Annotated in this window: 21 protein-coding genes; 1 reads left to right on the forward strand and 20 read right to left on the reverse strand. The window is 40.2% G+C overall.

The window, feature by feature from the left end:
• Positions 1–38 precede the first annotated feature (38 nt).
• The 14 genes from KHA99_RS14085 to KHA99_RS14150 form a co-directional block, all read right to left on the reverse strand.
• Positions 39–1,415 (reverse strand): HAMP domain-containing sensor histidine kinase, encoded by a 1,377-nt coding sequence (locus KHA99_RS14085; RefSeq protein ID WP_213118126.1) that lies wholly within the window; start codon positions 1,413–1,415, stop codon positions 39–41.
• On the reverse strand, positions 1,415–2,092 hold the full coding sequence (locus tag KHA99_RS14090; RefSeq protein WP_213118127.1) for a response regulator transcription factor: 678 nt from the start codon (positions 2,090–2,092) through the stop codon (positions 1,415–1,417). Before KHA99_RS14090 ends, KHA99_RS14085 begins: the two co-directional genes overlap by 1 nt.
• Before the next feature lie 34 nt (positions 2,093–2,126).
• Positions 2,127–2,813, reverse strand: a complete 687-nt coding sequence (locus KHA99_RS14095) for an ABC transporter ATP-binding protein (RefSeq protein ID WP_213118128.1) — start codon at positions 2,811–2,813, stop codon at positions 2,127–2,129.
• 1 nt (position 2,814) lies between these two features.
• Positions 2,815–3,849 (reverse strand): ABC transporter permease, encoded by a 1,035-nt coding sequence (locus KHA99_RS14100; RefSeq protein ID WP_213118129.1) that lies wholly within the window; start codon positions 3,847–3,849, stop codon positions 2,815–2,817.
• 218 nt (positions 3,850–4,067) lie between these two features.
• On the reverse strand, positions 4,068–4,844 hold the full coding sequence (locus tag KHA99_RS14105; protein WP_307852069.1) for a Cof-type HAD-IIB family hydrolase: 777 nt from the start codon (positions 4,842–4,844) through the stop codon (positions 4,068–4,070).
• A 258-nt stretch (positions 4,845–5,102) separates the two neighbouring features.
• Entirely contained in the window at positions 5,103–6,260 is a 1,158-nt protein-coding gene (locus KHA99_RS14110; protein WP_213118131.1) for a DUF4317 domain-containing protein, read from the reverse strand.
• A gap of 62 nt (positions 6,261–6,322) precedes the next feature.
• Entirely contained in the window at positions 6,323–6,976 is a 654-nt protein-coding gene (locus KHA99_RS14115) for an oxidoreductase (RefSeq protein WP_213118132.1), read from the reverse strand.
• A gap of 36 nt (positions 6,977–7,012) precedes the next feature.
• Positions 7,013–7,384, reverse strand: coding sequence for a YkvA family protein (locus KHA99_RS14120; protein ID WP_213118864.1), 372 nt, complete (start codon positions 7,382–7,384; stop codon positions 7,013–7,015).
• A gap of 226 nt (positions 7,385–7,610) precedes the next feature.
• Positions 7,611–8,912, reverse strand: coding sequence for a group II intron reverse transcriptase/maturase (ltrA, locus tag KHA99_RS14125; protein ID WP_213116059.1), 1,302 nt, complete (start codon positions 8,910–8,912; stop codon positions 7,611–7,613).
• A gap of 599 nt (positions 8,913–9,511) precedes the next feature.
• Positions 9,512–10,687, reverse strand: a complete 1,176-nt coding sequence (locus KHA99_RS14130) for a sulfite reductase subunit alpha (protein WP_213118133.1) — start codon at positions 10,685–10,687, stop codon at positions 9,512–9,514.
• A 206-nt stretch (positions 10,688–10,893) separates the two neighbouring features.
• Positions 10,894–13,155, reverse strand: coding sequence for an ATP-binding cassette domain-containing protein (locus tag KHA99_RS14135; RefSeq protein ID WP_213118134.1), 2,262 nt, complete (start codon positions 13,153–13,155; stop codon positions 10,894–10,896).
• Positions 13,156–13,414: 259 nt separating this feature from the next.
• The gene (locus KHA99_RS14140) at positions 13,415–14,143 is read right to left on the reverse strand and encodes an amino acid ABC transporter ATP-binding protein (RefSeq protein ID WP_249366682.1); all 729 of its coding nucleotides are present in this window, start codon (positions 14,141–14,143) and stop codon (positions 13,415–13,417) included.
• Entirely contained in the window at positions 14,140–14,784 is a 645-nt protein-coding gene (locus tag KHA99_RS14145) for an amino acid ABC transporter permease (protein ID WP_213118135.1), read from the reverse strand. The genes KHA99_RS14140 and KHA99_RS14145 overlap by 4 nt, the downstream gene beginning before the upstream one ends.
• Positions 14,785–14,844: 60 nt before the next feature.
• Entirely contained in the window at positions 14,845–15,618 is a 774-nt protein-coding gene (locus KHA99_RS14150) for a transporter substrate-binding domain-containing protein (protein WP_213118136.1), read from the reverse strand.
• Positions 15,619–15,979: 361 nt separating this feature from the next.
• Here KHA99_RS14150 and KHA99_RS14155 point away from each other — a divergent pair, with 361 nt between their 5' ends.
• Positions 15,980–16,240 carry a hypothetical protein gene (locus KHA99_RS14155; RefSeq protein WP_249366683.1) on the forward strand — a complete coding sequence of 87 codons (261 nt, stop codon included), beginning with the start codon at positions 15,980–15,982 and terminating at the stop codon, positions 16,238–16,240.
• A 50-nt stretch (positions 16,241–16,290) separates the two neighbouring features.
• On the opposite strand, the gene KHA99_RS14160 is transcribed toward KHA99_RS14155, so the two are convergent.
• The 6 genes from KHA99_RS14160 to KHA99_RS14185 all read right to left on the reverse strand — a co-directional run bounded on the left by KHA99_RS14160 (position 16,291) and on the right by KHA99_RS14185 (position 22,248).
• Complete coding sequence (locus KHA99_RS14160) at positions 16,291–16,908, reverse strand: YdeI/OmpD-associated family protein (RefSeq protein ID WP_213118137.1); 618 nt, start codon at positions 16,906–16,908, stop codon at positions 16,291–16,293.
• Positions 16,898–17,908, reverse strand: a complete 1,011-nt coding sequence (locus KHA99_RS14165) for a tRNA dihydrouridine synthase (protein WP_261363800.1) — start codon at positions 17,906–17,908, stop codon at positions 16,898–16,900. Before KHA99_RS14165 ends, KHA99_RS14160 begins: the two co-directional genes overlap by 11 nt.
• A gap of 169 nt (positions 17,909–18,077) precedes the next feature.
• On the reverse strand, positions 18,078–19,457 hold the full coding sequence (gene rlmD / locus KHA99_RS14170; RefSeq protein ID WP_213118138.1) for a 23S rRNA (uracil(1939)-C(5))-methyltransferase RlmD: 1,380 nt from the start codon (positions 19,455–19,457) through the stop codon (positions 18,078–18,080).
• Positions 19,458–19,472: 15 nt separating this feature from the next.
• Positions 19,473–20,339, reverse strand: a complete 867-nt coding sequence (locus KHA99_RS14175; RefSeq protein ID WP_213118139.1) for a DNA-3-methyladenine glycosylase family protein — start codon at positions 20,337–20,339, stop codon at positions 19,473–19,475.
• 75 nt (positions 20,340–20,414) lie between these two features.
• Positions 20,415–21,212, reverse strand: a complete 798-nt coding sequence (gene pdaA, locus KHA99_RS14180) for a delta-lactam-biosynthetic de-N-acetylase (protein WP_213118140.1) — start codon at positions 21,210–21,212, stop codon at positions 20,415–20,417.
• 79 nt (positions 21,213–21,291) lie between these two features.
• Entirely contained in the window at positions 21,292–22,248 is a 957-nt protein-coding gene (locus KHA99_RS14185; RefSeq protein ID WP_213118141.1) for a nuclease-related domain-containing protein, read from the reverse strand.
• Positions 22,249–22,616 lie beyond the last annotated feature (368 nt).

Here is a 22,616-nt window from a genome sequence, read left to right on the forward strand (position 1 = left end):
GCTTTTATTCAGCTATCCTCGTTTTAAATCAAACATTATCAAACCGGTAATTCAACTATAAAAGTAGTCCCTTCATTTTCCTTACTGCTTACTTGAATGTGGCCGCTATGCAAATCTATGATCGTTTTGACTATTGACAAACCGAGCCCTGTACCTTCAATAGTTCTTGTTCGTGCCTTGTCTGCCCGATAAAAGCGGTCAAAGATCCTGTCTAATTCCAAATTATTCATCCCTATTCCTGTATCATCAAAAGTCACGTATACGGATTGTCCTCTTTTTTCAATGGAAATATCAATAGTCCCATTTGGTCTATTATATTTCATGGCATTGGACAGAAGGTTATCCCAGACCGTATTCAGCATGGAGGGGTCCCCGACAATCTCGATATCCGGCAGGGAATAGCTTAGCATTATCTCTTTTTCATTTATTGCCCATTGATGATTTCGCACCAATTCCTTTATTTGCGCACCGACATTAAATGGATTTTTCCTTAAAATATCCTCATTTCGATCTAGCGAGGCGAGAAGCAATAATTGCTTTGTTAAGGTGGAAAGCCTGCTAATTTCACCATTAATGATGGATAAATATTGTTCTCTTTCTTCTTTACTTAACGATTGATTTTCTAATAGGTTCGTATATCCTTTAATATTGGAAAGCGGCGACTGGATATCATGAGAAATATTCGAGATAAATTCCTTTCTCATGTCTTCCATTTGTGCTAATTTTCTCGCCATCCGCGAAAAACTATCGGATAGTTCTCCTAACTCATCATGGCGGGTACTATCCAATTCCACATTAAAATCACCATTTGCCAGTGATTTTGTGGCTTTTGTCAGGTTAGAAATTGGCTTCACCAAATATTTTGTATTAATCAGGACCATTACGATGGTCAAAGTAATTGCTAGTACAAGGATCCAACCAAATAAAATGTGCATCTCGTTGAAAAGGAACTTGATATCCGGCCTAATAAAAAGAGCATAGCTTCTTCCTTTATGTTGCAATGGAACACCGATAGTATTCTTTAGTTCATCAGCAAAAAAGCCTGTAACAAATGTTTCCTGTGGAAAATGAAGCATCCCGTGAAAAATATCGCCCTTTAATACATCCTGTTGAGTGGAAACTGGAAGACTTTTATCCCGAAACGGATCACCAAAAAAGGTTCGGTTTCCATCCTTATCTACAAGGTAAATTTGATAACCGACTTTAGTGATGCTTTTTAGATACTCTGTCAGGCTAATCTCAGGATGCGCCTCAGCAAAGGCAGCAATATCTAATGCCACCTTTGTGTTTTTATCGTCATTATAAGGCTTCAATTTTTGCTGGTAATAGATATTGGATATGACAAAAGCTAAGATAAAGCTTATCAACATCATTCCAATCGTAATCACGATAAATTTCACATAAAGTGTTTTCACTAATGTTGGACCTCCAATAGATATCCGATACCACGGATTGTTTTTATTTGGAAGTCATGCGTCAGCTTAGAAAACCGTTCTCGCAATCTTTTTATATGAACATCTACTGTTCGCGCATCCCCTTCATAATCCAAGCCCCAGATTTGTTCAATAAGGTGTTCTCTGGAAAAAACTTGCTTAGGATTAGATGCGAGATAATATAAAAGTTCAAATTCCTTTAAAGGCAAGAGTAATGTTCGGTTTCCACTCTGAACTTCATAGCTCTTTTTGTTGATTGTTGTACTGCCAACTCTTACGATCGATTCATCTATTTGATGATCATATCGCCTTAACAAAGCTTTAATACGGTATGTTAACTCCCTAGGTTCAAAGGGCTTAACGAGATAATCATCTGTTCCTGCTTTAAATCCCTGCTCTTTATCTTCGATTTGATTTTTTGCCGTCAAAAGAATAACTGGAATGTCGTAATCTCTACGAATCTCTTTTGTCAATTGATAGCCATCCATGAATGGCATCATTACATCCACTACTGCTATATCACAAGCATCCTTTTTCAGCATCTCCAATGCGTCCATTCCGTTCTTCGCCTGGAATACCGTATAGCCTTGTTCAGTTAAGTGAATATTTAATAGCCTTAATATATTGATATCATCGTCTACAATTAAAATATTTGGCATTCATGGTTCTCCTATTTTTCTATATCCTAAAAAATTAAACTGCACTTGGCAAAATCTGGCCATCACTCATTTTAATAATACGGTCAGCAAATGACAGCATTTCCTCATCGTGAGTCACCATTAATGTCGTTATGTTTAGCGTTTTTGTTAAATTGCTGATTAACGTCATCACATCTTTAGACCTTTTTGAATCTAAACTGGCAGTGGGTTCATCCGCAAAGAGGACTTTTGGTTTATGGATTATGGCGCGGGCAATGGCAACTCGCTGCCTTTCTCCTCCGGATAAGGAAGCCGGGTAGGCATTTTTCCGATGATCCATTTCGACTAATTTTAGGATTTTATCAATTTCCTTTTTTTGCTCACGTTTCTTTAGTTTAGATTCAGATACATCCAACATTAGCATCAACTGCTCTTCTACGGTCAGAAAAGGTACCAGATGGGCAAATTGAAAGACGAACCCGAAATTATTAGCTCGGATTTTTCGCACCTGTTCTGAACTCATCGTAGTAATATTTTGCCCTTCAAATATTACTTGCCCGTCTGATGCCGGCTGGAGTCCTGCCGCTATCGTAAGCAGTGTGCTTTTCCCAGAGCCCGAAGCACCCACTAAGGCGGTTACCTCACCTTCTTTTAAAGAAAGGTTAATTCCCTTTAGGATTTCCTCGTTAATTTCACCGATTGAAAAAGTTTTCCGTACTTCATCAATTGTAAATATAGTCATATTATACCTCTCCTTGTTGAATCGCCTGCAATGGCTCGACTTTTTTTATTTGAATGCCAGATAGTGTAGCCCCAATAAAGCCAATCAATAGGAAAATGACGGACAATTGTACTGTTGTTACAAGGGGTAGATGAAAAGGCAATCCTTTAGGTGCTGCAATATTAAATATTTGGCTTAGGGCAACAGATAAACTAAGCGAAATGGCTGTTATAAAAACCATTTGAGTCCACATCATTTTAAACAACGCACTCGTTTTGACACCAATTGCTTTAAGAATACCGTACAATCCAATTTTTTGAACGTTCATCATGTAGAAAAAGATGGCAAACAACATTCCACTAATGACTACCAAAAACCAGATGATCATATTAAGTGACATCTGTTCCGCTTTATAACTCGAAATAGTACTTAGAAACTGATTGTTCGAAAAAGCTTGTAAGCCTGCGAATGATGGTGCTCCATCCCCTCCTGGTATAAAAATCAATTGCATATCGTTAACCCGGTACATTTCTTTGTAGTCCTCCATATTGATAAAGGCAACTGGTGCATGGCTGAATTTTTGGTTATCCACAAAGCCTTTAACAACAAACTTTCCATTATACTGATTGTTTGTAAAAGTATCTCCTATTTTAATACCCTCTTCTTTCATCGACTTGTCCAGGATGATTTCTCCCTTTTTCACATTTTTAAACAGCATTGAATCGGTTGATGTAACAAAGGCTACGCTTCGCTGCTTCCCCTCACTGTCATTCAAAAATCCCATTTGAATGGAAATTGCTGCAGCGTTTTTTTGCTTGTTTAAAACTTTTTCTTGGACACTGTGATTTATTCTTGAAAGGTTGTAGTTTTTATCTGCTTCTTTGGTCATATAAAATGTTCCATCGGGCAGTTTTTTAATTAACGCTGCATTATCTTGTGATAATCCATTGGCCAAGCCAGATATAATAAACGTGAGTAAACTGACGAGAAAAACGATCGAACCTAATATCAAAAACCGCGCTTTATTTTTCTTCATTTCTTTCCAAGCAATGTTCATGTTCATACCTCCAATTCCTTAATGACATCCTTAGTTTATAATCGCTGTGTGAACAGACGGTGAACAGGAGGTTACATTAAATGAAAACTCGCCGATTGGCGAGTCCGTTAGGACGGTTCATGAGGCGTAGTTGAATTTATGCTTTTTGCTAAATAAAAAAAGAAACAATTTCTAATCGCTAGTTTAGAAACTGTTTCTTTTCTTTAGATTGACATTCCTTATAGTAACCCGACCATTTTCAGGCCGTGGAAAATTCCATTGTCATCAACGGATTTGGTTACATATTTTGCGGCTTTTTTCACCTTTTCTTCTGCATTCCCCATTGCCACACTATTCTCTACGGTTGTGAGCATTTCCATATCATTCAGTGCATCGCCAAAGGCATATTGCCGTTCCGGAGGAATTCCTAGTTTTTCAGCTATTCTTTCAATTCCTTTTGCTTTTGACCCTCCCTTTGGAAGAACATCAACAGCGAGGGGATGCCATCTTATATAATCAAAGTCATGGAAATCCCGTTCGTATTGTTTTTCTTCACCTTCCGTACAAAACAGGAGCGTTTGAAACAAATCTCGCCCTTTGTAATAGTGCGGGTCGTGCGTAGGAGTTCGATCGATTTTTAATGTTCCAATGCTTTCATTAATGTAGGCATGGTCCGGCACATTGGCTTTCATATCCTCATGGTCCATGAAGACAACAGGATGATTATTTAAAAGCGCCGTTTCAGTTAGTTTTTCCAACGAAATCGTATTCAGTGGATTGGTATATAAAACTTCCCCGTTTAACACAACATATTGACCGTTGTAGCTTACATATGTATTTATATCCAATTCTTCTCGCAAATCTTCAAACATAAAAGGAGCCCTTCCGGTAGCAATTGCGACAACATGTCCCAGTTCCTTTAATTTAAAAACTGCCTCTTTTGTCGCTGCAGGAAGCTCTTTTTTTGAGTCAAGCAACGTTCCGTCTATATCGAAAAAAATCACGCTTTGTTTCACATTCTGTCCCACTTTCAAAGTATAATATTTAAAAAGTTCGTTTCTTTGTAACATTCCCAAATATTTGTATTCACAACCGTTTGCTTCAATTCATTTATAAGTCTAAATTATGAAACCCGTTTCATGTCAAATGAAAAGAAAAAGGGCTATAATGCCCCTTTGTAACCTTCATCTTCATCGAGATATACATAATTTTCAAAAACTGCTGGGATTCTTCTCCCAGCAGTTTTTTTATTGTGTATAATCTATCCAATCCAACTAGAGTGTCGTCGATTCCAATCGAAATCCTTCCACGACCACCTCTTCATCAACTTCGAGCAGTAAGCATCGTTTTCCTTCGAAGGTGATATATTTGACATTTTTCAAGTCTTTCGGGTTGATGGTTACCTCAGCAACCTTGGTGCTGATTTTTATCGTTTTTGGAACTAAACTGCTCGCTTTGAATTCATGTTTTTCGTCCGCTACGACACTTTTGAAAGCATGTTCCACTTTGGCCGTATCGATATTTTCGACACCGCTGACTGTCAAAATCCGTTCGATGTCCCGATAGTCTAATGTAGGGATTTCACTTTCCTCGTTTTCTATATTCTCTTGTACTACCCTGTCGATTTCCTCGTAAACATTTGAAATAACCGCGGAATCTACTTCGTCTCCTATTACTTCTTTTAAGACCTGATCAAAACTGTCCTTATCTTCCTGAGCGGTAATGATGTCTTCACAATTGAGAACCTCTTCAATAAATGTGAAATCAGGTTGATTTGCTTTCCCCGCACAGTAAAGAATATGGTTCACATCTGCTGCATTGTCATTAAATGCTGGGAACAGAAAACCCGATAATGGAGAGTCTAAATTAATAATAGGATCCACAAAATTATAGGATTTGAATTCTTTCTCGATATAATCAAACATTAATGCCTTTTTCGGTTGATCGGTTTTATTTAGGCTGCAAAGGATAATTCCGCTGGAATAAACCTCATCATCCCCGCCTTCTTCGGACTCCTGGTTCCGCTTCTTCGTCTGTTTTCGGTATTCTGCCCGAATAAATGTTACAACTGTATCAAATTCATAAGCCCCACGCGCAAACATTTTTGTGACGATTTCCAGCATGTATTCCTGCCAGTCTTCCGAGTCTGCCTGCAATCCTTCGTAGAGGAATGATTGTGTGCTGTCTTCCACATCACGCCTGAACTTCAGCTCAAACAATTTGGCATCAAGATGGCCTGTCAAAACCTTTTTAAAGTTTTTCAAAAACAATTCCTGCGTTTCCTGTTCTAACATTTGAAATGGCTGGCTGACTTGATGGTAGATCTCGCCTGATTCTTTCTTTACATAAACATTGAAGATTTCATGAATGTTCATCCGATAATTGTCCAATTTAAATTCCTTGCGGATATTAGCAATGTCTTTTTTATTCATTTGTCTCATCTCCCATCCCTGATTATACTGTCTAAAAAAATATTCGGAAACCTCTATCCTAGCTATGCTTGTACAATTTGGTTTGATTCGTAGACGTGGATTCCTGAAGTGCCTTTTTGCGCAATACGAATCATTGCACCAGCTACCGTTTCTGCATGTACAGGCTTGTACTTTTTCAGTGTTCCTAAGAAGAGAGGGGACAGTATACTAGAAAGGACTGCCGAAATGCGTTCTCCGAATCGAAACTCCTCCCGGTTACCAAGTAAAAGCGATGGCCGGAAAATGTGTAGTGCGGAAAGGCCAAGTCCAAGCAATTCCTTCTCAACCTCTCCCTTTACGCGAATGTAAAATGTCCGGGACGCGGGATTTGCTCCCATTGATGTTATAATGAGGAACTGCTTCGCACCCTGGGCTTTTGCCATTCGGCCAAGTGCCAGCGGATATTCATAGTCTACCAAGCGGAAAGCCTTTTGGCTGCCTGCTTTTTTAATCGTCGTTCCAAGAGCGCAAAACACATCCGCTCCCGCTAAATCTACATCCGACTGCTCCAATCGGTTGAAATCGACGATCTTCTCCTGCAGTTTTGGATGGGCAATCCCTGTTGGCCGCCGGACAATAAGCGTTACAGCTGTGTATGCCGGATTGATTAGTAAAAGATGTACAAGCTCCTTTCCTACCAAGCCGGTCGCCCCAGCAACAACTGCTTTTTGATTCATCCTATAATTCCTCCCAATTTCCCACTAAAAATCTCTTTAAACAAGCTTTTTGTCAATATCTGACGTGTCAACGTGATCGCCAAACCAATCTTTAAGCTTTTCTTTTGCTTTATTTTTTATATCCTCATCAATATACATAGCAACTTGTAATAGCGCGACTCCTAACGCTCCCAAGTCATCCGTGTACCCGACTCCAACTGCAACATCAGGAATTAAATCTAATGGCAGGATGAAATATCCCAAAGCGCCTATAATGATGGTTTTTGCTTTAGCCGGTACTTCCGGCTTTTGAAGTGTATAATATAAGAGCAAAACTGCATATACAACGGATGAACCCGCCTTTTTGGCAAATTTCTTTAATTTATCCCAGAACTTATCATCGGAATAATTTTGACCAGAGGCTTCCATTTGTTTTTTGACATCTTCTTCGTTATTAGCCACTTTCCACAATCCTTTCATTTGTTCATATCATTATTTTACCTCAATTTATTATCATTAGTAGAGTAAGAAACTGATTTCAGAGGGATAGCCTTTCGGCTATCTCTTTTACTTTCAGTTCCTCCTCATCAAACCGTACGTGAAGTTTTCCCTCATACGGCTTTCCGACGTTCTTCTTTCTTTGGCTTTACGGAGACTAACTAGCCAATTTCACTAATAAATGACCAATTTCTTTTCGTACGTCTATTAAATTCCCATGTTTCATACGACTATTTCTTTTCTTGTTATAGAATAATGTTAGGCGTTCTAACACATACCAATCAATCCGATTAAGCCATTTCTTTGCATTAAGTGATATGAGATAGTAATTTTTGAAACCTTGTAGTTTCTTGTTTAATCCGATCACCAAGTCATGAATATCCATGTACAATTTTGCCCTTGGCTCAGTGTATGCCTTAATTTTTGCACGCATTTTCTTCATTGCGTTCTTTTTCGGGATGTGTGACATCACAAATAATGTGTAACCGCCTTTCCGACGGATTGGAAACTTCCTATTATGAAATCCTAAGAAGTCAAAACCCTCTATATCATCCCAAAGATGAACCAATCTTGATTTATCTCGATTAATTGAAAGGTCCAGTTTTCCCATTATTGCTTGAATAACTTTAATGCTTTTAAGTGCATGTTGTTTAGTGTTGCACATGATGACGAAGTCATCCGCATACCTGACCAGTTCACCTAAATGATTAAATCGCTTCTCCCAAATTTTATCCATTGTGTTTAAATAGATATTCGCTAACAGCGGGGAGATAACACCACCTTGCGGTGTTCCAGAAATCGGATTTCTAATCTTACCTTCTTCCATGATGCCCGCCTTCAGCCACTTACGAATTAGCTTTAGAACTCTGCGGTCACTGATACGTTGTTCGACCAATTTCATCAATTTATCTTGGTTGATGTTATCAAAATATCCTTGGATATCGACGTCTACTACCCAAAAACATTTCTTACTCGCTTTTCGTATCTTTGCCATGGCTTGATGAGCATTACGTTTAGGACGAAAACCAAATGAGCAATCATGAAAGTCAGCCTCAAAAATAGGTTCAATAACCATCTTAGTAGCCATTTGTGCAACTCTATCTTTAATGGTTGGGATTCCTAATGGACGTTTCTTCCCGTCATCCTTTGGTATGTAGGTTCTTAGGACTGGATTGGGATGATATCTGTTCTCTTTCAACTCTAGGTAGAGTTCGTTCAAGAACTTCTTCTCTCCGTATTCCTCGACGATATTTACAATCGATTGTCCATCTACGCCCCCACTGCCTTTCTTTCGTTTCACACGTTGCCAGGCTTCCCATAGGATATCAGGACGATAAATTTTGTCATATAAAGCATGAAATCTACGGCTAGTGTTTTCCTTGGCACAAAGATATAACGTCTTCCAGAGTTCTTGAGCTTTTACTTTATTGGTGTAGTTAGCCATTTTCTTGGCATTCACTGACTCTTACCTCCTTCCAACATATGAACGAAGTAGGGTATTGGCTTTTGCCGTCCTTCCCTAGACAATGTTATGTTGTCATTGTCATCATTGGTACTATGACCCCCTCCGACTCCCTCTCATCCATTCACCACTTCGTTTACACTTATAGGTTTCTGCTTTACTTTCGTATGAAAGTGACGAGGAGGGTATCCCCAGTTCCGTTAATTACTTTCCTAACATGTCGCTCCCCTTACCCCGAGAGATTCCTTGGTGCTGCTTTCCCAAGTTCTTCACACCTTCCATGGTCTTCGCCCATATACTCAAGGCTCGACTTCTCTTTAGCCACCGACGGTGGGTTCCTTTGACGAGACGGCAGGATTCACTTAATGTTACAACCTGTTAGTTTGCTCGCACTCTGCTAGAGAGTTACTTTGTCACAGGGCTTCAACCTTAGAGTTTCTTCACCAGTTGCCTGTCAGCTACTGAGCGTCTTGGTACTTACTCAGATTGGACTTTCACCAATTAGCAATTAACGGCTTGCTGGGCACGCAGTAAAAAAGGAACCTCGTCCAATGAACGAAAGGTTCCTTTCTAAATGTATTTAACATCATTTTATTCTAATAAACATCGCGCAGGTAACGTCCTTGCTTCTGCAACTCCTTCAGATATGCCTCGGCTGCCTCACGGTCAAGCGCACCTTCTTTTTCTATCACAGTAATTAGCGCATCGTTGACGTCTTTCGCCATATGTTCCTTATCTCCACAAACGAAGAAGTAAGCGCCTTTTTCCAGCCATTCAAATAATTCTTTGCCATGTTCAAGCATTTTATGCTGTACATAAACTTTTTGATCTGAATCACGGGAGAAGGCAGTATCAAGCTTTGTCAGAACCCCATCTTTTTGATAGGTTTCCAACTCTGCTTGGTATAGGAAATCTGAAGCTGCATGCTGGTCCCCAAAGAATAACCATGTGCGGCCAGCTGCTTTATTAACGGCACGTTCCTGGATAAAAGACCGGAACGGTGCAATGCCAGTCCCCGGGCCGACCATAATAATATCTGTATCAGCGGACTCCGGCAAATGGAAGTGTTTATTTGCCTGAACAAAGACTGGTAAAGTATCTCCCTCTTGAACACGTTCCGCACACAAAACAGAGCAAACTCCTTTTCGCTCACGTCCATGTGATGTGTAGCGAACAGCACCAATAGTTAGATGAACTTCATCCGGATTAGCAGCAATACTGCTTGCAATAGAATAGAGTCGCGGCGTCATTTTTCTTAATAAAGAAACGATCTCCTGTGCAGAAGCCTTCCATGGGCCAAAATCACGTAACATATCAAGCAGATCTCGCCCATAGCAATATTCCTTTAACTGAGCAGCATTTTCAACCAAAATAAGCTTTTGCAGATCTTCGTTTTCTGTGAATGTTGCTGCCTGTTGTAAAATTTTCTTCGATAGCAGTGTAATTTCAAAGTAGCTTGTCAGCGCTTCCTTAAGTGACAGTGTCTCACCCTGCTTGCCAACCGTTACTTCCGCTTCTTCGTCCCAGGTCATTTCCTCAAGAAGGGCAGCCACAAGTTCCGGGTCATTTGCAGGGACAACGCCAAGTGCATCACCTGGATTGTAAGAAAGACCAGAACCTTTTAATGATAACTCAATATGCCTTGTTTCTTTACTAGAGCCTGACCCATTTAAATTAATATTTTTTAGAACCTTTGCCTGAAAAGGATTAGTCCTTGAAAATGGCTGGATGTCACTTTTGGTATTTTTAGTATTTTCTAAAGTAAGTTGCATTCTCCATTACCTCCAAAAGTAATATATATCTAAGATAACATACCACTATCATATCAGATGTATGGTTTAACACACACTGGTAAATAATTTTAAAATTATTGAAAAAATTATTTTTTTGGTAGGATTTAATGATGTAAAGAAGGAGATAGTCAACAAATGGCTATCTCCTTTTTAATGATGAATATTATCCCTAACCATACGTAAGTTTAACTTTTAATATGTTCCAACAAGTATCTTCCCGTGATCGAATGCTCTGAATTGATGATCTTTGATGGTGTACCCTCGACAACAATCTGGCCGCCCTTGCTGCCTCCGTCCGGTCCCATATCAATGATCCAATCCGCTTGGCTGATTACGTCGAGGTTGTGCTCGATGACAATCACGGTATTGCCGGTATCCACAAGGCGGTTCATGATTCCTAAAAGGTGACCGATATCTGACATATGCAGGCCGGTCGTCGGCTCGTCCATCACGTAAATGCTTCCCTTTTTATGCAGCTCGCTTGCAAGCTTGATCCGCTGACATTCCCCGCCAGAGAGCGTGCTAAGCGGCTGACCGAGTGTAAGATAGTTCAGCCCCACATCACTCATCGCCTGAAGCTTTTTCACAACCTCTTTTAGCTGAAAAAAATCCAACGCCTGCTCCACGGTCAGCTCCAACACATCTGCAATTGATTTGCCGTTCAGCTTGTACTCGAGTACCTCTTCCTTAAACCGCCTACCTTCGCATACTTCACATGGCAGCTTTACACTGTCGAAGTATGAAAGGTCCTTATACACAACACCCAGTCCTTGACAGTTCTCGCAAGCCCCCTTGGAATTGAAGCTGAACAATCCTTGGTTAACTTTGTTCGCAGAAGCAAACGCCTTGCGCACGTCATCCATGATGCCTGTGTAGGTCGCGGGATTCGAGCGTGTTGATACTCCAATCGATGATTGGTCGATGACGATTGCATCCGGATGCTGGCTAAGGAATACGTCGTTAATCAGCGTACTCTTGCCTGAGCCGGCGACACCCGTAACGACTGTCAGCACTCCGGTTGGAATATCTACACTCACGTTCCTTAGATTGTGCAGTGTGGCATCCTTGATAGACAGCTTGCCTGATGGCTGCCGTGAGGTCTGCTTTAGCTGGAGCGGCCGCTTCATATGGGTGCCTGTCAGTGTGCCTGACTCCAGCAGTCCTGGGAAGCTTCCTTCATACACGATGGTACCGCCGTGGCTGCCAGCGTGAGGCCCGACGTCGACGATATGATCTGCCACCTTAATTACATCGGGATCATGCTCGACAACAAGAACGGTATTGCCCTTGTCGCGAAGCTTCTGAAGCAACCCATTTAACCGGTGTACATCACGGGGGTGTAAGCCAACGCTGGGCTCATCGAAGATGTAAGTGACATCCACCAGACTGCCGCTCAGATGCTTCACCATCTTGACTCGCTGCGACTCTCCGCCGGACAATGTATCAGTCACACGGTCCAGCGTCAAGTAGTCTAGTCCGATATCCACCAGATGCTGCAGCCGCTCCTTTAGTGATTTGACGACCGGAGCGGCTGCAGGAGCATTAATCTCTTTAAGGATGCGGATCAGCTGCCCGACCTCCATAGAAGACATTTCAGCTATGTTAAGTCCATTGATCCTGCAGTCCAGCGCGGCCTGACTGAGTCTCGCACCGTGGCAGCTGGGACAAATCCCCTCGGAGATGTACGGTGCAACTGCTTGTTGTGTGCGCTCGGAATACGTCTTTAAATCCTTTTTGATGTACTTGTTGGTGAACTTCTCGATGACGCCTTCCACTGTAATATTAACGGTCTTCCCGCCAAACTGTGTCGGCACTTTCCTCGCCTTGCTGTACAGAAGTTGTTTCAGCTCCTCCTCCGAATAACACTGGAGCTTCTTGTCGGGATCGAATGACCCCGACTGCAGGATCATGTTCCATTCCATGCTGTCCACCGAATAGCCCGGCAGCATGATGGCCCCTTCATTCAACGATTTTGACATGTCCAGTGCCTTACTCATGTCGACGGACATACTGCGGCCAATCCCGTTGCAAACTGGACACATACCTAGCGGATCGTTAAACGAGAAACTCGACGCACTTCCTACATAAGGCTGACCCACTCGCGAGAAGAGAAGACGGAGAAGAGGCGAGATATCGGTAATCGTGCCCATTGTAGAATGGGAACCTCCACCCAACCGTTTCTGGTCGACGACAACCGCCATGCTAAGATTTTCAATGGCGTCTGCATCCGGTTGCGGAAAACTCGGCAGAAAGGTACGGACGAATGTACTGAAGTTTTCGTTCAGCAGACGCTGGGATTCGGCGGCAACGGTATCGAAAACGATTGACGATTTGCCAGAACCGGATACTCCAGTAAAGATAGTGATTTTGCGCTTGGGAATACGTAAAGACACATCTTTAAGGTTATTTTCCCGAGCGCCACGGATTTCTATATATTCTTGGGTCATAAAATAACTTCCTTTACTCGTATTAAGGTCTTTATCGACCGAATCTGTTAATTCGTTCCATTACTTATTAATAGAACTTGTAAACTGAAAATCTAATGATATTTCTGCCATTAATTTTTCATTTTTGACAAATGGTATTTGTTTTATTCTCCTATCATCAAGTATATAGGATTAAGCTTCAAAAGTAATGATCACACAAAAAGGGCGAACCCCCATTTTTCTTTTAAGGTTTCGCCACTTATTCGCTCACTATTTTTGTTTATAACACCTTGCTTAAGAAAGCCTTCGTTCTATCATGCTGTGGGTTGCCGAATAATTGATTCGGTTCATTTTCTTCGACAATATACCCACCATCCATGAAAATGACACGGTCTCCAACTTCTCGGGCAAATCCCATTTCATGCGTCACAACCACCATCGTCATACCTTCTTTGGCAAGCTGTTTCATAACTTCTAAAACGTCTCCGACCATTTCCGGGTCAAGTGCAGAAGTCGGTTCGTCAAAAAGCATGATTTTTGGATTCATGGCCAATGCCCTTGCGATGGCAACCCGCTGTTTTTGTCCGCCGGACAGTTCTCCCGGATAGCTGCCTGCTTTTTCTTTAAGTCCTACCTTATCAAGTAATTCAAGAGCCTTTTTTTCAGCTTCCGCTTTATCTTTAGAAAGAATTTTAATCGGCCCTAACGTGATATTCTCTAAAACAGTTTTATGAGGGAACAGATTAAATTGCTGGAAAACCATTCCAACTTCTTGTCTGACTTTATTGATATTAATTTTCGGATCAGTGATATTATGTCCGTTAATCACCACTTCGCCGCCTGAAATTTCCTCCAGACGATTTAGACAGCGAAGGAATGTACTCTTTCCCGATCCAGAAGGACCGATTACACAGATAACTTCTTTTTCTTGCACTTCAGCATTAATATCTTTTAATACCTCTAGGTTCCCGAATGACTTTCTTAAGTTTTTTACAGTAATAATGCTCATCGCACCTCGATCCTCCTTTCTATAAAGTTAGCAAGTATGGTTAATAGATAAATAATGATAAAATAAATGACACCTACAGTCAGCCAAATTTTAAAGGCTTCAAAGGTTGCAGCTGCCTGTATTTGACCCTGTTGTGTTAAGTCAGCAATACCGATAACGGATAAAAGAGAGGTGTCCTTTAAACTAATAATGGATTGGTTTGTAATAGTAGGAAGCATTCTTCTAAACGCCTGAGGCAGGATAATGAAACGCATCGTTTGTGCAGACGTAAAACCAATTGACCTAGCTGCCTCTGTTTGCCCCTTATCAATTGATTGAATACCCGCTCTGATAATCTCTGCAAAATATGCCCCAGCATTGATCGCAACAGTGATGATACCCGCTGTCGTATTGTTTAGGGAAACCAAATGCAGTGAATTTATTCCAAAATAAATAAAAAATAACTGCACGATAAATGGTGTTCCGCGAATGGCGTCAACATACACCTTCGCAATCCATTGCAAGATTTTAATAGGTGCAAGCCGTAACATGGCCATTAATAAACCAATTAAAAACCCTAGAATAATAGCAATAACAAATATATAAAGCGTGACTTCAAGTCCTTTTAATAATATTGGTAATGCTGCCGTTATAATATCCACTCTTTTTCATCCCCTTTCTAGAAGAAAAAGCGCGCTGTGAGCGCGCCCTATATTTGATATTTATTTTTTGCCAAGGTATGTTTCTACAATTTTATCGTATGTTCCGTCTTTTTTGAGTTCTTCAAGGCCTTTATTAATCTTCTTTAATACATCCTGATTTTGTCCTTTCAGAACAGCAATTCCATATTGGTCGCCATTTAAGCGATCACCAACGATTTTCAATCCAAGGTCTTTTTGGGCAATAGCATAAGAAATTACAGGATAGTCTTCGATAAGCGCATCTGCATTTCCATTAGAAACTTCCTGGAACATTGCCGGGCTATCGTTGAATTGAACGACTTTAATTTCTAGTTTTGATGCATTATCTTCAGCATATTTAGCACCTGTTGTTCCTTTTTTAACAGCAACAGTTTTTCCTTTAAGGTCATTAACTGATTTAATAGTTGAATTGTCTTTTTTAACAACAACTGTTAAACCTGCATCAAAATACGGAGTTGAAAAATCTACTACCTTTTTTCTTTCATCTGTAATACTCATTCCGGCAATGGCTACATCAAGCTGGTTAGCTTGCATAGCTGGAATAATTCCACCAAAATCCATTGGATTAAGCTCAATTTTAATGCCCTGATTTTTCGCGATTGCATTAATCAAATCGATATCGATACCCTTATAATCATTTCCATCTTTATATTCAAATGGAGGATATGTGGTATCCACGCCAACCTTATATACTTTTTCACTACTAGTTTTCTCCCCCGATGTTTCCTTGCTTCCACATGCTGCGATAAAGATCGTAAGGATTAAAAATAAACTAAATAAACCAATCTTTTTCATTCAATGTACCCCTTTTTAGATTATTTTTAATATAAATAACATTAACACTTTATTAATATATCATACCTAAAAAACATATAAAACTATTAGTTTTTGGTAAATTGAATATTTTTCAAGTATTCCATTATCTTTTATTTTACCAATTTCAGATTTTGTTATTTATATATAACAAATATAGTTTTGTAAATTCCTTTCGGGAAATGAAAACAGGCAGTACCCATTATTGGTTAGCTGCCTTCTATTTTAGGCTATGGGCTCACTTTTTAGATTTTTTGAAAACGTCACAATATATCCAAATCATTCAATAGGAAGCACATAACAATTGTTGAATTTTAAAAGTAGAGAAAGTGGGGTGAATTTAATGCCTTGGTTGATAAAGAAAATTCGGAATGGGATTTGGTATCGGCACGGGAAAGTTAGATATCGTATTTGGCTTGACGAAGATAGATACATTATCTCTGTAACGAATGGCGAAATAACCGTTCATGATTGTTATGGCAGTACACATGAAACAGCTAAAAACTTAGCGCTATTTAAGCTTCATCAAGCATTAAGCGATAAAGATAAAAAACGAAAATGGATTACCAAAGGGAATGGATATGAATTATTTCGGATTAAATAAAAGACAAAGCCCTTCCATCCATTTGGAAAGGCTTTTTTTCATCGAATATACTAATCGTTTAATCCCTTTCCATCGAGAATTTTCTCCATACATTTTTCAATCCTTGACACCCGAGTTTTGGATTGTTTGGGTGCTGAAAAATGAAGAATGTATGCTCTTTTCCGCCCCGGCGTCAATGCATCAAAAGCAGTTTTCAAGGCAGGGATTTCATCAAATTTATTTTGAAGTTCTTCAGGAATTGGCTCTGGATTCGTTTTAGTATTCACTTTCAAACCGGCTTTTTCCGCTTCAACGGCTTCATAAATATACTCTTTTAAGACTGGTTCGAGCTCAACTATTTGCTTAACATTGGTGAACTTTACCAGGCGTCCCGCCTGCGTATTTTCCCCGGGCTTTTCTAGAATCCGATGGGCATCTTTTAACAGAGCACCTTTAAAAAAACTAAGTGAACAGTATTCTTTAAAAGCACTTAATATCAGTACATTACTTTGCTGAAATGTGTAACAAGGAACTCCCCATTTCAATTCTTCTGTCAACCCGCAGTCAAGAACAATCTTCCTTAATTTCGCTAATTCTTCCGGCCATTTGTTGACTTTACAGTCGGGAGTAGCCCCCAGCGGACAACGCATACAACCATCAATTAAATATTTATCAACCTTAGGATTCATTCACTGTCCCCGTCCCATCAATATTGTTCTCAAAGTGATCAAGCAATGAACGCACTTCATCTGTTGATTTCGTGTTCATTAATTGATTTCTTAATTCACCAGCTCCACGGAATCCTTTGACATAAATTTTGAAAAAGCGATGAAGCCCTGTGATTGAACGCGGCAGTACTTCCGCATATCGATCTTGAAGATCAAGCTGCAGTCTTAAAAGATCAAGGTATTCTTTACTGCTATGCTCTTTTGGCTCTTTTTCAAAAGCAAAAGGATTTTTAAAAATACCTCGCCCGATCATAACGCCATCAATACCATATTGTTCAGCAAGTTGCAGCCCAGTTTGACGGTCAGGAATGTCTCCATTGATTGTTAGTAGCGTATTCGGTGCGATACGGTCACGTAATTTTTTGATTTCCGGAATTAGCTCCCAATGCGCATCTACTTGGCTCATTTCCTTTCGTGTACGTAAATGAATAGAAAGGTTCGCAATATCCTGTTTTAAAATATGTGTTAGCCACTCCTCCCACTCCTGAACCTCCTTATAGCCAAGTCGTGTTTTCACGCTGACAGGCAGTCCGCCCGCCTTTGCTGCTTGAATAAGTTCTGCCGCAACGTCTGGACGCAGAATAAGGCCACTACCTTTCCCCCTCGATGCCACATTCGGTACAGGGCAGCCCATATTAATATCGATGCCTTTAAATCCTAGCTCTGCCATGCCAATACTCATTTGGCGGAAATATTCGGGATTATCCCCCCAAATATGTGCCACCATTGGCTGTTCATCTTCTGTAAAAATCAAACGGCCACGCACACTTTTCATGCCCTCTGGATGACAATAGCTATCCGAGTTTGTAAACTCTGTGAAAAATACATCCGGTCGACCGGCTTCACTTACTACGTGACGAAAAACAACATCTGTCACATCTTCCATTGGTGCAAGTATAAAAAATGGTCGTGGTAAATCACGCCAAAAATTTTCTATCAATTCAAACTCAAATCCTCTCATTATGGATATATTCAGTACTCGGCAAAAAAATATAAAGCCAAATGTTCCACTTCTTTTACACTTATATCATGCTTTATTACTTATTATCAAACACAAAATGTTCCTTTCAGGCGATGGTTCAATTTCCCAAATAAAAATAAACCCAGTCTTAAGACTGGGCAAGTTTTAACTAATTTAAAATAAGCTTAACCACACACTCCACATGTGCCGTCTGCGGGAACATGTCCACCGGCTGTATATATTTTACATCATATTTGGTACTTAATGTTTGAATGTCTTTTGCCAAGGTCGATGGATTGCAAGATACATAGATAAGTTTCTTGGCTTCAACTTGGAGAATTGTTTGAATTAGCTGCTTATCAAGACCGGTTCTTGGCGGATCGACAACGATAACATCTGGTTTCCAGCCCTTTTTGACCCATTTCGGAAGAACTTCCTCCGCTTTTCCTGGGACGTATTTCGTGTTAGTAAATCCATGGCGTTTAGCGTTTTTCTTAGCATCCTCTATAGATTCAGGAATCACGTCCATACCACGGACTTCCGCTGCTTGGTCTGCTAACCACAGGCCAATGGTGCCTACACCACAATAGGCGTCAACAACCTTTTCTTTCCCCGATAGTGCTGCTGCTTTTTTAACTTCATCATATAACCTCACAGTTTGGGTCGGATTTAGCTGGAAAAATGTTCTAGCGGAAAGTTCGAATTGCAGGTCACCCAAAGTCTCTTGAATAAAATCTTCGCCAGCAAGCGATAGCGTTTCTTCTCCAAAAATGAGCGAAGTTTTTTCACCGTTAATGTTCTGGACAATCGATTTCACATTAGGAAGCTGTTTTTGGATTTCTTGAAGGACGAGCTCTTTCTTTGGCAGTTCCTTTTGTGAAGTAATAAGAACAACTTGAAGTTCGCCTGTCTGCACACCCACCCGGGTAACGATTGTCCTGACGATCCCTTTTCTTGTTTTTTCATTATAGATAGGTATTTGTAAGCTCTCTAAAATTTGCTTCACTTTGGCGGTTGCTTCGTTTGTCTGTGAGTGCTGGACCGCACATTGGTCGATGTTGATTAACTGATGGGAATTTAGGCCATATAACCCTGCCAAGACTTTGCCTTGTTTTTCTCCGACCTGAAAGCTGCCTTTATTGCGGTAACCCCAAGGATTTTCCATTCCACTCGTTTCGCGGATATCAAGTTTTTCAATGTTGAGCTTTGTATGGCGCTCAAGCGATTGAATTACGATATCGCGCTTTTCCTTAAGCTGCTGATTATAGTCCAAATGCTGCAACTGGCAGCCACCGCAAAGGTCGTACACAGGACAAAGCGGTTTCACACGGTGAGGCGATTTGATGCGGATTTTCTTTATCTTGGCTTCAGCATGTTTCGGGTGGATTTTTGTTGCCTCGACAACCACTTCCTCACCAGGCAGAGCACCAGGCACGAAGACAACTTGCTTTTTAAAATAACCGACACCTTCTCCGTTGATGCCGAGCCTTTTGATGGTCAGAGGGAAGGTCTGCTTTGGTTGTATTTTGATATTTTGTTCTGTTTTCATAAAGTTCACTCCAAATTATTCAATGCTTCTCCATAAATATAGGGAAGCGTAGCTTAGATACGGTACCCAGCCATGTTTGTATTGTTCCATTTCTTCATAAGTCGGCTTTTTTTCAAGCTGGTATAGTTTTTTGATGGCATTTTGAATACCAATGTCAGCCATTGGAAAAAGATTAGGTCGGCCTAGTCCGAAAAGGAGAAAATTCTCCACCGTCCACCTGCCAACGCCTCGAATTTTCATCAGCCTTTCGAAAATTTCCTCATCCGGCTGCTTTTTTAGATTATCGAGGTCGAGACCATTTTCAACAATTTCTTTGGCAATTCCAATCATGTATTCAGCCTTCCTGCCGCTGATTTGCAGTCGCCTTAACTCTTCCACCGTTAACCCAGCGGTTGTTTCCGGCTGTGGGAAAAACCACACTCCATCTATCTCATAGCCGAACGTTTTCACAAATCGCTCGGTCAGCGTATAGGCAAATTTCATATTAATCTGCTGGTGAATAATGCATTTTAACAGTGACCCGAACAAATCGAAATCTAGAACCAGCGGGGTGCCAACGAAAGCATCAAATATTTCCTTTAAGTCTGTTTTTTCAAAGTGGTCATGGACTTTCGCTAAAGAAACATTCCATTGAAAAATTTCCCCTGTGCGCTGGATGATTGCATCTTTGTCGGCATCACTTTTTCCTGAAACGGTGAAAGCCGGTTCGTGGATTGTTCCAGTTGCCGTTACCTGTACTGCATGCAAGCTGCTCCCGATTACTATCGGGATTTGAATTGTACGTTTGGCTAAGTCGAGTACCTTCAAAGGATCCGGCGCATGCCTTTCCAATACACGGTCAAAATTATAAGGACCGTCAATACGTATGGCTTCTTGCCACATATGGGCTCCATCCTTTAGTATTTTCCCCGTATTATAGCATGAAACAGAAAAAAACCGAATTTCAATGAAATTCGGTTACTTCTTTTTCACTTTCTTCTTCTTCTCCTTCGGTTTCATCATCAAATGGTCAAGACTTTTGAATTTGTATCCTTTCTTTTTCATATCTTGGATGGTTTTTTCTAGAGCATCCGCGTTGTCTTTCGAAACGGAATGTAAAAGAATGATTGCACCTGGATGAACTTGCCTCATCATATTGTTGTATGAGTAATGCCAGCCCTTTTGGCTGTTTACGTTCCAATCGACGAAAGCCAGGGACCAAAAAATATGCGTGAAGCCCTCTTCTTTTGCAATTTGCATTGTTCTTTCACTAAAAACACCGCGCGGCGGGCGCAGATAGTGCATTTCTTTTTGACCAGTAATCTCCTTGGTTTTGTCCCTTACTTTTCGCAGTTCTGTACGGACCCTTTCGTCACTAACGCGGGTAAAGTCAGGATGGTGCCAGGAATGATTCCCGATGATGTGCCCTTCATCGACAATTTGTTTAGAGAGTTCCGGCTGTGACAGCAGGAAATGCCCAGTCACAAAAAATGTCGCCGGCACTTTTTCTTTTTTTAGGACCTTAAGAATCTTAGGAAGGTGCCCATTTTCATAGCCGCTGTCAAAGGTCAGATAGATGATTTTTTTATTCGGGTCGCCTTTGTAAACTGCCCCGTATTTGGCAAGAATTTCGTCATATTCTGCCCCTGCCTCCGGCGGCACTTCATCGACTGCTTTTTTAAATCCCCAATGGATCGGTCGATTCGGCAGCGCTGCATATGTAAGAGTCGGTAACAATAGGACCATTATGCTAAGTAAGCACAATAATTTTTTCATCCAAATTTCCCCCAATATTGTTTTTTATAGTGTTTGTTCTCGGGGGGAAAACATAATTAACATATAAAGGAAAATGGGTTTATTTTGGTTGGTAGTAAATGCGGCCTTTATTAGATCCGGTGGATGGGAGTTTTTTAAGGTTTAAGAAATAGGTAGCCTGCCTTGAAGAAGGAATATGTAGAAATTCACGTAATTCTCTATTTGTTATCGAATTTTTTATAATTAAAAAATGGTCATTGATTGCTTCGATGTAGGCATCCTGAGAAAGCAGCTCGCATACTGGGCAATACCATTTCTGCCTTCGATATTGCATCGGGATATGTAAGCATCGTGGACAACAAACTCCCGGAATAATTTCCTTTATTCCAATATCGAATTTTCGTAATACATCAATTTTAAGTGGAGTGTGTTTACTTAAAACCAGCCTTTTTATTTTTCCAATTGTTTTCTGATCAATTCTTTCTGCGGTGTAACGGATCTCCAGTTCTTCGATCTTTCTTAAAAGATTGCCTACTTTTAATATCTTTTTTTCTGCTTCATGGTATCCTGGTGCAATCTTGATTATACTTGAGGACCTTGTCATTACAGCTAAAACCTCAACTGGAGCTGCTGGTAATTGGTATTTTTCGAGCAGGTATTGTAAAAGGATTTTATGACGTATTGCCTGTGCTAACTGATTATCATATACCTCTTTTGATTCATTCACCTCCTGTATTAATTGGTCCTTTTCAATTGTAAGTGTCCCTGCATAGTTTTTGGATTCAATAATAAGAGTTAGTTTAGGGGAAAGAAGAAGTGCATCTATTTGAAAGTAAGTATTTCCAATAGGGAGACGAAGGCCATGAAAAATGTGATATTTTTTGTCAGGAATTAATCCAAGAAAATAGCGAAGTTTTTTTTCACCATGGTAGCCAGAATTTAAATTTCTTATTTCTGTCTCAATTTTAGGCCTTTTAGGATGATTTTGCGTTATTCTTCTTATTAGTGCTTCTGTTTGTTCCAGCGGAATAGGTTTATAAAGCTCTAAATCAAACAAAATGTTCCCTCCTTAAAAGTTATCCCCGATATTTTCGACAGAAAACGTCAATATCCCTGCTGAATTTTTGTAATTGTGTATTTTATTTTTGTGGTTGAAAATATATCTACAAATTTTGGAGAGATATCTACAATTTCGTAATTTTATCTACCAAATTATTAAGGATATCTACAAATTACCGGAACATATCTACAAATCGTCCCTAAGGACCCTTTTCGGAGGAAAATCCTGGTACTAATTACACCGATTTTTTAACCGAAACTTGTCACTTGAAAGGATATCTACAAAAATTCGGATGATATCTACAATTTTTCAAATATATCTACAAAATTTCCGAGGATTTCTACAATTTCCGGAACATATCTACA

The organism is Neobacillus rhizophilus (assembly GCF_018343535.1).
Lineage (GTDB): Bacteria > Bacillota > Bacilli > Bacillales > Cytobacillaceae > Neobacillus > Neobacillus rhizophilus.